This is a genomic window from Marinospirillum sp., assembly GCF_035271045.1.
Taxonomy (GTDB): Bacteria; Pseudomonadota; Gammaproteobacteria; order Pseudomonadales; family Halomonadaceae; genus Marinospirillum.
This window is the reverse complement of sequence record NZ_DATESC010000030.1, coordinates 82,777-95,657: the sequence shown is the minus strand read 5'-3', so window position 1 is coordinate 95,657 and position 12,881 is coordinate 82,777. Positions and strand designations below refer to the sequence as shown.

The 12,881-nt window shown below is 42.7% G+C and carries 12 protein-coding genes; all 12 read left to right on the top strand.

Going from position 1 to position 12,881, the window contains the following annotated elements; all coding sequences use genetic code 11:
• Positions 1–53 precede the first annotated feature (53 nt).
• The 12 genes from VJY63_RS11075 (at position 54) to fliN (ending at position 12,881) form a co-directional block, all read left to right on the top strand.
• Positions 54–1,136, top strand: a complete 1,083-nt coding sequence (locus VJY63_RS11075) for a sensor histidine kinase (protein ID WP_324050854.1) — start codon at positions 54–56, stop codon at positions 1,134–1,136.
• Positions 1,137–1,173: 37 nt separating this feature from the next.
• Positions 1,174–2,541, top strand: coding sequence for a sigma-54 dependent transcriptional regulator (locus VJY63_RS11070; RefSeq protein ID WP_324050852.1), 1,368 nt, complete (start codon positions 1,174–1,176; stop codon positions 2,539–2,541).
• Positions 2,542–2,804: 263 nt separating this feature from the next.
• Positions 2,805–3,203 carry a flagellar hook-basal body complex protein FliE gene (fliE, locus tag VJY63_RS11065; protein ID WP_324050850.1) on the top strand — a complete coding sequence of 133 codons (399 nt, stop codon included), beginning with the start codon at positions 2,805–2,807 and terminating at the stop codon, positions 3,201–3,203.
• A gap of 50 nt (positions 3,204–3,253) precedes the next feature.
• Positions 3,254–5,014 carry a flagellar basal-body MS-ring/collar protein FliF gene (gene fliF, locus VJY63_RS11060; protein ID WP_324050848.1) on the top strand — a complete coding sequence of 587 codons (1,761 nt, stop codon included), beginning with the start codon at positions 3,254–3,256 and terminating at the stop codon, positions 5,012–5,014.
• Complete coding sequence (gene fliG, locus VJY63_RS11055) at positions 5,007–6,020, top strand: flagellar motor switch protein FliG (RefSeq protein WP_324050847.1); 1,014 nt, start codon at positions 5,007–5,009, stop codon at positions 6,018–6,020. Before fliF ends, fliG begins: the two co-directional genes overlap by 8 nt.
• Before the next feature lie 54 nt (positions 6,021–6,074).
• Positions 6,075–7,625, top strand: coding sequence for a flagellar assembly protein FliH (locus tag VJY63_RS11050; RefSeq protein WP_324050845.1), 1,551 nt, complete (start codon positions 6,075–6,077; stop codon positions 7,623–7,625).
• Complete coding sequence (gene fliI / locus VJY63_RS11045) at positions 7,618–8,958, top strand: flagellar protein export ATPase FliI (RefSeq protein WP_324050843.1); 1,341 nt, start codon at positions 7,618–7,620, stop codon at positions 8,956–8,958. Before VJY63_RS11050 ends, fliI begins: the two co-directional genes overlap by 8 nt.
• Before the next feature lie 18 nt (positions 8,959–8,976).
• Entirely contained in the window at positions 8,977–9,423 is a 447-nt protein-coding gene (fliJ, locus tag VJY63_RS11040) for a flagellar export protein FliJ (RefSeq protein ID WP_324050841.1), read from the top strand.
• Positions 9,424–9,504: 81 nt separating this feature from the next.
• Positions 9,505–10,752, top strand: coding sequence for a flagellar hook-length control protein FliK (locus VJY63_RS11035; protein ID WP_324050839.1), 1,248 nt, complete (start codon positions 9,505–9,507; stop codon positions 10,750–10,752).
• 62 nt (positions 10,753–10,814) lie between these two features.
• On the top strand, positions 10,815–11,303 hold the full coding sequence (locus VJY63_RS11030; RefSeq protein ID WP_324050838.1) for a flagellar basal body-associated FliL family protein: 489 nt from the start codon (positions 10,815–10,817) through the stop codon (positions 11,301–11,303).
• 55 nt (positions 11,304–11,358) lie between these two features.
• A complete protein-coding gene (gene fliM / locus VJY63_RS11025) occupies positions 11,359–12,336 on the top strand; it encodes a flagellar motor switch protein FliM (RefSeq protein ID WP_324050837.1) in 978 nt (325 codons plus the stop codon).
• A 44-nt stretch (positions 12,337–12,380) separates the two neighbouring features.
• Entirely contained in the window at positions 12,381–12,881 is a 501-nt protein-coding gene (gene fliN, locus VJY63_RS11020) for a flagellar motor switch protein FliN (RefSeq protein ID WP_324050835.1), read from the top strand.

Genomic DNA, 12,881 nt, shown 5'->3' with positions numbered 1-12,881 from the left:
AAAACAAGCTGGTCTGTGCGAAAATGACTGTAATCAAATGAGATCAACACACTATGGTCAATAAAATTAGAGTAGACGTTAACGTGACTGAACGACCGGCTGCTAAGGCTGCTGAGCAAACTTTGTCCGATGTATTAGCCGTTTTACCCGCGGGTTTGGTGCTGTTGGATCAGCGTGGAAAAGTTAGTCAAGTCAATCCATCAGCGGTTGCCATTTTGGGTGAACCGCTGCTGCATGAGTCTTGGTTGTCGGTGGTGCAGCGTGCTTTTGCGCCGCGCAACGATGATGGACATGAGATTTCTTTGCGTGATGGTAAACGCGTGAGTTTATCCATTAGTTCTTTATCTGAAGGTGCTGGGCAGTTGATATTATTGCAAGATTTAACTGAAACGCGCCGTTTGCAGGAGCAGTTGGCTCGCCATGAGCGTTTGTCTTCAATGGGTAATATGGCGGCTTCTTTAGCGCATCAGTTACGTACACCGCTATCAACAGCACTACTTTATGCGGGTCATTTACAAAAAGACAACTTAGAGCTTGAGCAACAAAAAAAATTTGCTGCCAGAATTAAAGGACGCTTGCAGCACATGGATCAGCAAATCCGCGATATGCTTATTTTTGCCAAGGGTGAAACTCGAATGGCACGGCGCATGGACGTTGCTGCTTTTTTACAAGCGTTGCAAGAAGCGGTTCAGCCAATAGTCGAAAGAAATCAACTCGATTTTGTTTGGGCGGTCGGTTGTGTTGAAGGTCAGCTTGTTATTAGTCTTGATTCGTTGGTTGGCGCGGTACTTAATTTAATTAATAATGCTGTAGAAGCGATAAGTCCAGCACCGCAAATTACTTTGCATTTAGAAGTAGTTGATGACTTACCGGGCTTGAATGGACGGCATTTATTGCTGTGTGTTGCTGATAATGGCCCGGGTATTGATTCAGGTTCAGTACAAAAATCACAAGAGCCTTTTTATACCACTAAATCACAAGGAACAGGATTGGGTTTGGCGATTGTTCAAGCCGTTATTGAAGCACATAAAGGCCGTTTTTGGTTGCAAACCCGTTTAGGTGAAGGTGTAAAAGCTTGGCTGGCTTTACCGACTGGTTCTGATCCGACGGCGTCTAATTCAATTAATTCTGATTAAAAAGTGTAGATATGGCACTAAATTCTGGAGAGTGTTAATGCAGCAAATTTTGATCGTAGAAGACGATGCTGATCTTCGTGAAGCGCTAGAAGATACGCTTTCTTTAGAAGGTTGGTCTTATGTTTCTGCAGAAAATGGTAAAGAAGCGTTGTTAAAAATGAAGAAGCACGCCATTAGCTTGGTCGTTTCTGATGTGAATATGCCTATGATGGACGGTCATCAACTATTAACAGCGGTGCAAGAAAATTGGCCCGGTGTGCCGATGGTGTTGATGACGGCTTATGGCAGTATCGATCAAGCCGTTGATGCGATGCGTAAAGGTGTAGCAGATTACCTTGTTAAGCCTTTTGACCCAGACGTGTTAGTTAAAGTATTAAAGCCTTTATTACAGGGGCAAGGGGGTAGTCAGCAATCAGCGATTAATCAGCCGATTGTTGATGATCCAGCCAGTAAAGAATTGTTACTGTTAGCCAGTCGTGTGGCTAAAAGCGATGCTTCAGTCATGATTGGTGGTGAATCGGGCACGGGCAAAGAAGTTTTGGCACGCTTTATTCACACTGAATCAGCGCGAGCGCATAAACCTTTTATTGCCATTAACTGTGCAGCAATACCAGAAAGCTTATTAGAGGCTACTTTGTTTGGTTATGAAAAAGGTGCTTTTACCGGCGCTAATGTGAGTACAGCAGGTAAATTTGAGCAGGCTGACGGTGGTACGCTGCTGTTAGATGAAGTCACCGAAATGCCGCTAGAACTACAGGCTAAGCTATTGCGTATCTTGCAAGAGCAAGAAGTTGAGCGCTTAGGTGGACGTAAAGTGTTGAAGTTAAATGTGCGGGTGTTGGCAACAAGTAATAGAAACCTTAAACAAGCGATTGCTGAGGGTTTATTTCGTGAAGATTTGTATTACCGATTAAACGTTTTCCCCTTGGCTTGGCCGCCTTTACGCGCTAGACCTGCTGATATCGTGCCTTTAGCTAACTTTTTAATGGCCAAGCACGCGCAGCGTATGGGCGTGAAAAAGCTACCAGAGTTGCATCCTGAAGCAGCTAAAAGGCTAAAAGAACATACTTGGCCGGGTAATGTGCGTGAACTTGAAAATGTAATGCAGCGTGCATTGATTTTGGCGACAGGCGATCAGGTTACTTTACAAAGCTTAGTCATAGAAACGGATTTATTAGCATCAATCAATGAGCCGCCCGTTAGTGAGTCGTCTATGAGTGGATCTAAAGTAGAGTTTTTGGGTGAGGCATTAAAAGAGGATTTGTGGGGGCAAGAAAAGCAAATGATTATTGATGCTTTAAAGCAGGAAGCTGGCCGCAAAAAAGAAACAGCAGAGCGTCTGGGGATAAGTCCACGAACTTTACGTTATAAATTAGCGAAAATGCGCGATGAAGGTTATTTTTAATTAAGTTTAATTACTAAATTGGTTATTTTTTTACCTAATGAAACTTTGAGTTGCATTACAGATCTGTATTTGCCGATGAATTGTGGGATTATAGTGTAGTCATCAGGCAAGCAATTCGGTAAAGTAAGCAACCTGTAAACCAGATAAATTAAAGTGTTAATGGAGTAAAAGTAACCCATCTTTAATAATTTTAAATCGTTGGGTTGTAATCTCACTGGTTTGTTACATATTTTTAACATTAAATATAAAAAGGGTGTTCTAACATGATTGAACGCGCTGATATTTCAGGTGTGTTGACACAAATACGATCAGCACAAAGCCAGATAAATCACGGCATGAATGCATCGCAAGTTGGTTTATCACCTTTGGTGAGTGGACTACAAGAAAATTCAATTAATTCAGTTTCTGGTGTGAGTGCTGCTTCGGACGTTAAAGAAGTTCCGTCTTTTGCTAGCATGCTAAAACAAGCGATAGACAACGTGAATGGCCATCAGCAGCAGGCAAGTGATCTGCGTACCCGTTATGAAATGGGTGATCCTGATGTGGATATTGTTAACGTGATGATTTCTGCACAAAAATCATCGGTAGCTTTTGAGGCTATGTCGCAGGTGAGAACCCGCTTGGTAAGTGCTTACCAAGAAGTTATGCGGATGTCTATTTAATGTCTGAGCTAACATTTGAGTTGTCAGAATGGATTAACTGGGGTTAATGAATGGAAAATGCACCTGCCAATGTGGCCAGTGATTCAGGATCAGCTAACTTACCTGACACTGTGCAGCCAGAGGCGAGCGGTGTTGCTGCAGGTCAAGCCAATAATGACAAGCAAAGTAAAGGTGGCTTTTTAAAGAGTGGCAGTAAAGCAGAAACTATGCTTGCTAACTTTAATCAGTTAAATGTATTGCGTCAGATGGCTTTATTGGTAGGTTTTGCTGCCAGTATTGCCTTAGGTTTTGCTGTAGTACTCTGGTCTCAGTCAGATAATTATCGACCTTTAATGTCTAGCCTTAATGAGGTGGATTCTTCGGCTATTGTAGAGGTTTTAGAAAGAAATCAGATTCAATATCGGGTTGATCCTTCTTCTGGTACTTTGCTTGTAAAAGAAAGCGATATACACCGTGCGCGTATGCAAGTTGCTGGTGCGGATATACAGCAACCTAATACTGTAGGTTATGAACTTTTAGAAACTGAACAAGGCTTAGGCACTAGTCAGTTCATGGAAAATGCGCGTTATCTACGCAGTGTTGAAGGTGAACTTGCTAGAACTATTTCTAGTTTAGATGCTATTCGTCAAGCACGCGTACACCTTGCTGTGCCACGCCAATCCGTTTTTTTACGTGATCAGCGAAAATCGACGGCTTCAGTTTTTCTAAATTTAACACCGGGTAGAACGATGGATGCCGTTCAAGCCAACGCTATTATGCGCTTAGTTGCTTCCAGTATTCCGCAAATGGATTCAAAAGATGTCACCATTGTGGATCAGCGCGGCAATCTTTTATCACAAAAAGAAGAAAGTGAAACTGATAAAGCGATGGCGATGCAGCTAGAACATACTCGCCTTGTTGAACAAAGAGTTAATGAGCGTATTCGCTCTATTTTAGAGCCTATTGCAGGTCCTGGTCGTTTTCAAGCAGCCGTTGCTGTTGATGTTGATTTTACTAAAATTGAGCAAAGTACCGAGCAATTTAATCCTGATATGCCAGCTATACGTAGCGAGCAAACGGTTGATGAACAGCGGGGTGGCGATTTTGGCCCTTTAGGTATTCCCGGTGCTTTGTCTAATCAGCCTCCTCAAGATGGTTTTGCACCAGAGAATGCTAATGGTAGCACAACGTCAGAAGCGGCAACCAATCGTCGCTCACAAGCAACACGTAATTTTGAGTTAGATAGAACCCTTAGTTATTCACGCAACGACTCGGGTAGAATCGCACGTTTAACCGTAGCGGTTGTTGTTGATGATTTAATTCAGCGTAATCCAGATACAGGTGTGGCCGAGCGCTTGCCTTGGGATGCCAATGAGATTGAAAGACTAACCTCTTTAGTCCGTAATGCGGTTGGTTATAGCGCGGCTCGTGGTGATAGCGTGAGTGTTATCAACTCACCTTTTGTTGAAGGTGCAGTGGATGAGATTCCAGACATACCCTTGTGGGAACAGCCTTGGGTCTGGGATTTAGCCAAGCAGGTTCTAGCGGGTCTTTTTGTATTGATTCTTATCTTTGGTGTGTTACGCCCAATTCTACGTAACTTGGCAGCACGTTCTGATAAAGATCTTAATGATTCTGAGCTCGATTCCTTGGCAGCACTTGATGATGGTCTGTCAAACGATCAGGTTACGTTAAGTGCTTCTGATGATCCTTTACTTGCACCACAAAGTGATCTTTATGAGCGGCAACTGAATGCAATTCGTGCCTTGATTGCTGAGAATCCGGGACGGGTAGCTCAGGTAGTCCGCCAGTGGGTAGCAAACGATGAGTGATGATGAATACGGTGAAAGCCTTTCTAGTTTAGAAAGAGCAGCAATACTTTTAATGTCGTTGGGTGAAACTGATGCAGCGCAAGTGCTTAAACACATGGGACCTAAAGAAGTTCAGAAAATAGGTTTAGCCATGTCGCAACTGCAAAACGTTAGCCGAGCAGATGTTGAAGAAGTTTTAGGTGACTTTTTAGAAGATGTTGGCGAGCAAACAGGTTTGGGCGTTGGTGCGGACAGTTATATTCGCCGTATGCTAAGTGAAGCTTTGGGTGAAGATAAAGCTAACGGTCTTATCGATCGTATTCTATTGGGCGGTAATACCACAGGTTTAGATACACTTAAATGGATGGAGCCGCGTGCTGTAGCCGACATTATTCGTTTTGAACACCCGCAAATTCAAGCCATTGTGTTGTCTTATTTGGATTCAGATCAAGGCGCAGAAATTATTCGCTTCTTTGATCCTAAGGTACGTTTAGACGTGATGTTACGTGTTGCTGCATTAGAGTCGGTGCAACCACAAGCCTTGCAAGAGCTTAATGATATTTTAGAAAAGCAATTCTCTGGTTCAGGCGGCACACAAACTACCAGTATGGGTGGTGTTAAAGTAGTTGCTAATATAATGAACAACCTTGACAGTAACGTTGAGGGTGAGTTGATGGATGCTATTAAAGAGATTGACGAAGCGCTAGGTATAGAAATCGAAGATTTAATGTTTGTATTCGACAACCTTGCCGATTTGGACGACAAAGATTTGCAAGTATTGCTGCGTGAAGTTAAGCCAGAAACATTAACCTTGGCACTTAAAGGCGCTGAACCTAGGGTTCAAGAAAAAATCTTTAAGAATATGTCTAAGCGTGCTGCAGAACTATTACGTGATGATTTAGAAGCACAAGGTCCTGTTCGTATTAGTGAAGTTGAAAGCTCGCAAAAAGAAGTGTTGGGTGTGGCGCGTCGTCTTGCTGACGATGGCACTATTAATCTAGCTTCTGGTGGTGATGAAATGGTTTAACAGTATTCTGTTTTGTTGGCTCTTAGGTAGGTTAAGTGCAAATAGGTAGGTTAAGTGCAAAACAAAAAACGTATTCCGGTTAGTGACAATGTAGCTTATACCCACTGGGAAATGCCTGATCTTACCGGTGTTAAGCGACGTATTGCTCAGCGTTTAAAGGAGTTGAAAAAGGAAGATGATCTACCAGAGGAAGTATCTTTGGTAGAGCCTGTTATTGCTGCACCTACACCGGAAGCACTTATTGCACAAGCTGAAGAAGCGCAGCAGCAGGGCTATGCTGTTGGTTTTGCTGAAGGTGTTGCAGCAGGGCAAGAGGAAGGCCGTGCGCTGGGTTATCAAGAAGGTGAAAAAACAGGTCAAGAAGTTGGGTTTCAATCAGGTTATGAACAAGGTTTAGGTCAAGCAGAGCAAGAAATTGACCAGCAATTGGCTCGATTACAAGGTTTAATTGAGCAGTTGCAAGGCCCTGTGGCTGCTTTGGATCAAGACGTAGAAAATGCACTGCTTTCGTTAGTTGATCTGGTTTGTCGGGCTATTTTGCGTCGTGAAGTAAAATTAGAGCGAAATTTTTTAATAGATGTTTTACAAGAATCCGTTGCAGCATTGCCAGTGGGTCATCAACGGCTCAGAATTTTTCTTAACCCTGAAGATTTAAACCTTGCAGAAGCTGCTTGTGAAAACTTATTAGACGAATATCGCTTAGTGGGTGATTCCGAAGTTACTTTGGGTGGCGCTAGAATAGAAACGCTGCAAAGCTTGGTTGACTCTACTTTAGAAGGCCGTTACAAAAAAATTATTGATAAACTGTTAGGTAGCGCTTATCGACCAGTGGCTAGCAACTTTGCACCACTTGCTGATGGTGTGCTTGATACACCGGATACGCCGCCTTTAGATCAAGCTGTTTTTTCTGAGCCTTTTATTGCTAGCACTGAACCGCAAGCTAATTTGGCGATAGCGGAATCTGAACTAGACACTGTATTAGAAAGTCCATTTTTAGAAAAGAACGCGTTATTACAACCAGAGCAAGAATTAGGGCAAGCGCTAGCATTAGAACCAGAGCAAGAATTAGCATTAGAACCAGAGCAAGAATCAGAGCCACGACTACAACCAGAGCCAATTGCTCAGGTGAGTTTGCAGCGAGGAAAAACGCCACGTCACGAACGTCCTAAAGATACGGCGCTTGAAGATGATTTAGTTGATTTGCCTATGGCGATGCCAGTAGCCAAGCCAATGCTTGAGCCGCTAGATGATGTCGTCAATGCTTCTGAAGTTGCAATGATAGCTTCAGAAGAAGAAAATATTTCAGAAACGGATGATTTTTTGCAAGGGTTCGACCTAAACGATGCAGAAGCTGATTTAGAAGCCCTTTTTTCAGAAACTGAGCCTAGAGCCGCTGCGGTTGAAGAGGCGGCTGTAACAAACGAAGTTAAAGACAGTAAAGTGGTTGAGCTTGTGGATGAGTCAGTTGAAGAAGAGCGCTGGTCGCCTGAGTCTATCCATGATGACCGCTATGTTGTTGAAAATAATTGGTTAGATGATTTAGAAGACCTGCCCGATAATGATGCTTTAAACGTGATTGACGAACAGGATATTCCGCATGGTTAATTTAAGCCTTGCCGAGCGTTTGATGGGCCATCAAAACAATATCCCTAAAGATAAGCCTCTAGTTGAAGGTCGTCTAGTACGCATGGTGGGCCTTACGCTTGAGGCAGTAGGTTGTAATCTGCCGGTGGGTTCTTATTGTAATATCGAATCAACTACTGGCATTCCTGTTGAAGCTGAAGTTGTGGGTTTTTCTGGTGAAAATATTTTCTTGATGCCGCTTAAAAACTCGGAAGGTTTACGCCCAGGTGCCAGAGTAACGCCTAACCTTAATGCCATGAATGTGCCGGTTGGTTTTGGTTTGTTAGGTCGCGTATTAGATGGTTATGGTCGACCTTTAGATGATAAAGGGCCTTTGGTGACTGATGGTAAAGCCAGTTTAGATGGCCGTACAATTAATCCTTTAGATAGACACCCGATTGATACGCCGTTGGATGTTGGTGTTGGTGTTATTAATTCCATGCTAACCGTTGGTCAAGGTCAGCGTATGGGCTTATTTGCCGGTAGTGGTGTGGGTAAATCAGTATTGTTGGGGATGATGACTCGCTTTACGCAAGCCGATATTACGGTCGTTGGTTTGATTGGTGAGCGTGGTCGAGAAGTAAAAGAGTTTATTGAAGAAATTCTTGGCCCTGAAGGTATGGCGCGTTCGGTGGTGATTGCTTCACCGGCTGATGACGCTGCTTTAATGCGTTTGCGTGCAGCACAGTTAACGCACAGCATTGCTGAGTATTATCGTGATAAAGGCAAGCGAGTGCTGCTGCTGATGGATTCTTTAACTCGTTATGCCCAAGCACAGCGTGAAATTGCTTTGGCGATTGGTGAGCCACCCGCAACAAAAGGCTATCCGCCTTCAGTGTTTGCTATGCTGCCTAAGTTGGTCGAGCGCACAGGCAACTCTGCAAAAGGTCAAGGTTCAATTACTGCATTTTATACCGTATTAACCGAAGGCGACGACCAGCAAGATCCGATTGCTGATTCGGCACGCGCCATTTTAGATGGTCACATTGTTTTGTCACGGCGTTTGGCAGAAGAAGGGCATTATCCAGCGATTGATGTAGAAGCTTCAATTAGTCGTGCAATGCCACAAATTGTTACCCCAGACCACTTAGCTCGCGTTTATCGTTTTAAGCAAATTTATGCGAAATATCAGCAAAATAAAGATTTGATTAACGTGGGTGCTTACACGCGAGGCAGTGACCAAGAAATTGATTTGTCGATTGCTTTAATGCCAGTGATGCGTCAATTTTTACAACAGCGCTTAGACGAAAAAGTTGATTTGTTGACAGGTCAGCAGCGATTAGAGCTTTTGGCTAAGAATATGGTGCTGAATTGATGCTTGTGAGGTGCTTAAATGAGTCGTGGTAAGCGTTTGCAGCCAGTTCTTAAATTAGCTCAAGGTAAAGTAGAAGAAGCGGCCAGAGCTTTGGGTTATTTAAATCAAAAAATAGCCGCTGAGCAAGCAACACATAGCCAGCTTAAAAATTATGAGTCTGAATACCTACAATTGATGCGCGGTGGTGATGAGCCGGGTCGAAGAATGGATATTCATGCTGTTATGCGCTACCAGTTATTTATTCAGCGCTTAGAAGCGGCGCAGATACAGCAAAATGAGCAGATAAAATTGTTGGAGCAGCAAAAAGAACAAGTAACGAAGCATTGGATTAAGACACAAGCCCGTGCTAAGGGGATTGATAGCGTTATAGAGTCAGCGCGTAAAGAAGATGAAATTATTGCTAATCGACAAGAACAAAAATTATTTGACGAATTTAATAGTCAAAAGGCATCAAGGCAAACTTAGCGGTTGGCACGAATCCTGCTTTAAGCCTAGTCATAGTATTTTTTTATCCTGTTAGACAGGTTGAAATAAGGGATTTAATTGATGAATAATTATTCACACACCGATTTTTTACTTAATGCGACCACTAATAATAGTCACTCTACGACTAAGTCTACTTATACATCCACTGCAACTTCTGAGTTCAAGACACAATTTAAAAGCCAATTACAGACCGCTGATAGTCAGTTAGTAAGTCTAGCCCAGCAATTGCGTACTTTGACCAACAATACCGCTAAACTGAGTGGCGGAAGTTTGCCGATACCTGAAGTTTCACGGAATTTTCTTGCCGATTTACCGGAAGATAAGCAACAGCCGGTTATTGAAGGTGTTAGTCGCTGGTTAGCAGATATGTCACCTGAAGAGTTGCAAACGTTAAAAAAAGATTTTGAGGACGATCCTGAAAGTGTTATCGAAAAAATGCCACCTGAACTGCAAGAGCTATTGGCAGGTTTAGAAAACACAGAAGGTTTTTCTGAATTTTTAGCGGGCTTGTTGGGTGCTGATATTGACTTTCAGCGTTTAGCCGTTTTAGCGCGTGGTGATTATTTGTCTTTAGTAGCTAAAGATTTGACGGTTAAGGCAGATGATGCCCAAAATGCTTTTAATAATAAATTAACCATTAAACAACAAGCCACGGATAGTCATGCTTTAGCTAAAGATAAAGTGGGTGATTTAGTCAGTAGCTTAAATAAAATAAGTGCTACGGGTGGCTTGGCTGCTGTAAGTCCTGTTCGTGCTGGCGGTGAAAACTTGAATCAATTATTGCAGTCAGCAGGCATGGGTTTGGTGGGCACGCAAGCGGCAAATACGGCAACACAAACTGCGCCTAGAATAACAGCCGGTGTAGCTGCGTTACCTTTTATGATGCAAGCCGCAGCAGATTCTAACGCACAAGCTTTGGCGAATCGTATTAATTTGATGAATGCCAAGAATATGCAAGTAGCCGAAATGCGTTTAGATCCACCTAAATTAGGCAGTGTAAAGGTAAAAATACGAATACAGGGCGATCAAGCTTCGGTTGCTTTTCAGGCAGCTAATCCCCATGCACGTGAATTACTAGAGCAATCGCTACCCAAGCTGCGTGAAATGATGGAGGCTCAGGGCTTAATGTTGGCCGATGTAGAGGTGTCAGACGAGTCGCTTGCTGGTCAAGGTCAAAGGCAGCAGCAAGGCGAGTTAAAGCAGTCGAATCAATTGACAGGCTCTAATTTTGCAGATGAAGAGGGTTTAGATGGAATACAGATTCCACTCTTAACTCAGCCGCTAGGTCTGATAGACTATTACGCCTAGATTTTATCAGGTTTGGTTTTACACTCAGCGAATTAAGTTAAAAGTTGGTTTAGGAGAAGCGCATGGCCGAAGAAGGTGAAAAGAAAAGTAAGTTACTATTAATTGGTGGTTTAGTGGTTGGTTTAGCCATTGTTGGTGCGCTAGCAGTCGGTGGTGCTATGTATTTTATGGGTAGTGACTCAGAGACAGCTGAGGAGCAGGATGCTAACACAGCGAGTAATAAGCCTGCTAAAAGCACTTCTTTTTATTATTCTTTTCCAGAAGCTTTTGTAGCACCTATGGTTTCTTCTGATCGTAGACAGCGTTTTATGCAAATTTCTTTGGCGATTAAAACCAATAATTTAGACATAGCTTTAGCAGTAGAAAAACATATGCCACTGCTTAAAAATAATTTGAATATGTTATTTACCAAGCAAGACTACCAAACGATGCAAACACCTGAGGGTAAGCTTCAACTACAAATGAGTGCGTTTGAAGTAGTGCAGGCGATTATGGATCGTGAGAAAATGAAAATTGATGAAGTGCTGATTACTGATTTTGTAATGCAGTAGTGGTTGTTGTCGCTCTATTTGACTGATTAAATTTGACTGATTAAGGTGAGATGTTATGGCAGTTCAGGATCTACTCTCGCAGGATGAAATCGATCTGCTACTGCACGGTGTTGATGATGATGATTTGCCTGATCCGTCAAGCGCTAATGCAGAGGCGGGTGGTGTACATAGTTATGATATTACCAGTCAAGACAGGATTGTGCGTGGACGAATGCCTACGCTGGAAATGATTAACGAGCGTTTTGCACGTTATACACGTATAAGTCTATTTAATTTATTACGTCGTAGTGCTCATGTTGCCTCAGGTGGCGTGCAAATCATGAAGTTTGGTGAATATGTTCACACGCTTTATGTGCCTACCAGTCTTAACCTAGTAAAAATTCGTCCATTAAGAGGTACTTCCCTCTTTGTTATGGATGCCAAACTGGTGTTTAAGTTGGTAGATAACTTTTTTGGTGGTGATGGTCGTCACGCTAAAATTGAAGGTCGTGAATTTACACCTACTGAAATTCGTATTGTTCAAAAAGTATTAGAACAAGTTTTTATTGATTTAAAAGAAGCTTGGGCAACGGTTTTGCCGCTTAACTTTGAGTATATAGGTTTTGAGGTTAATCCTGCGATGGCTAACATTGTTAGCCCTAGTGAAGTTGTTGTGGTCAGCACTTTTCACATTGAACTTGATGGTGGTGGTGGTGATTTGCACGTCACTATCCCTTATTCAATGATTGAGCCTGTTCGTGAAGAACTGGATTCGGGTGTACAGTCAGACGTTGATGATATTGATGAGCGTTGGGTTAGAGCATTGCGTGCTGATATTATGGAAGCCAAAATTCCTCTTGATGTTAAGATTGTTGATAAAACCTTAACGTTAAGGGATTTGGTTCACCTTGAAGCAGGCGACATTATTCCGGTTGATATGCCGGATTACGTTACTTTATTAGCCAATGGTGTACCTGTTTTTAAATGTGAGATGGGCCGTTCAGGTGAAAATCTAGCATTGAAAGTTAAAGAACAAATCAGGTTGGTTCGCTGATTCCAAAAATGTCTATTTTATTTAAAGGTTGTTAGGAATAAGTTATGAGTGAAGAAAATAACGACGACTGGGCAGCAGCACTCGATGAATCAGCTGGTGACGATGATTGGGCTTCAGCGATGACCGAGCAAGCAGATGCTGATTCTGGTGGTGGTGATGATGATTGGGGTGCTGCTTTAGAAGAGCAGGCATCTGCTGCTGATGATAATGCACTGACAGAAGATGATATTCAATCTGCACCACTGGAATACTTAGAAGATGATTCGGCTGGTTTTGATGGTGAAAACCCTAACCTTGAAGTCATTATGGATATTCCCGTTAATATTGCGATGGAAGTGGGTAGTACCGAGATTGCTATTCGTAACTTACTGCAGCTTAACCAAGGGTCAGTTATTGAGTTAGACAGGCTGGCAGGTGAGCCGCTGGACGTTAAAGTAAACGGCACTTTAATTGCACATGGTGAAGTCGTAATGGTTAACGAAAAGTTTGGTATCCGTTTGACTGATGTTGTCAGTCCATCGGAGCGTATTAAGCGTTTACGTTAA

Excerpts from the sequence above, each read along its gene's own strand:
- VJY63_RS11075 (WP_324050854.1), top strand. The coding sequence starts at position 54 with ATGGTCAATAAAATTAGAGTAGACGTTAACGTGACTGAACGACCGGCT.
- VJY63_RS11070 (WP_324050852.1), top strand. The coding sequence starts at position 1,174 with ATGCAGCAAATTTTGATCGTAGAAGACGATGCTGATCTTCGTGAAGCG.
- fliE (WP_324050850.1), top strand. The coding sequence starts at position 2,805 with ATGATTGAACGCGCTGATATTTCAGGTGTGTTGACACAAATACGATCA.
- fliF (WP_324050848.1), top strand. The coding sequence starts at position 3,254 with ATGGAAAATGCACCTGCCAATGTGGCCAGTGATTCAGGATCAGCTAAC.
- fliG (WP_324050847.1), top strand. The coding sequence starts at position 5,007 with ATGAGTGATGATGAATACGGTGAAAGCCTTTCTAGTTTAGAAAGAGCA.
- fliI (WP_324050843.1), top strand. The coding sequence starts at position 7,618 with ATGGTTAATTTAAGCCTTGCCGAGCGTTTGATGGGCCATCAAAACAAT.
- fliJ (WP_324050841.1), top strand. The coding sequence starts at position 8,977 with ATGAGTCGTGGTAAGCGTTTGCAGCCAGTTCTTAAATTAGCTCAAGGT.
- VJY63_RS11035 (WP_324050839.1), top strand. The coding sequence starts at position 9,505 with ATGAATAATTATTCACACACCGATTTTTTACTTAATGCGACCACTAAT.
- VJY63_RS11030 (WP_324050838.1), top strand. The coding sequence starts at position 10,815 with ATGGCCGAAGAAGGTGAAAAGAAAAGTAAGTTACTATTAATTGGTGGT.
- fliM (WP_324050837.1), top strand. The coding sequence starts at position 11,359 with ATGGCAGTTCAGGATCTACTCTCGCAGGATGAAATCGATCTGCTACTG.
- fliN (WP_324050835.1), top strand. The coding sequence starts at position 12,381 with ATGAGTGAAGAAAATAACGACGACTGGGCAGCAGCACTCGATGAATCA.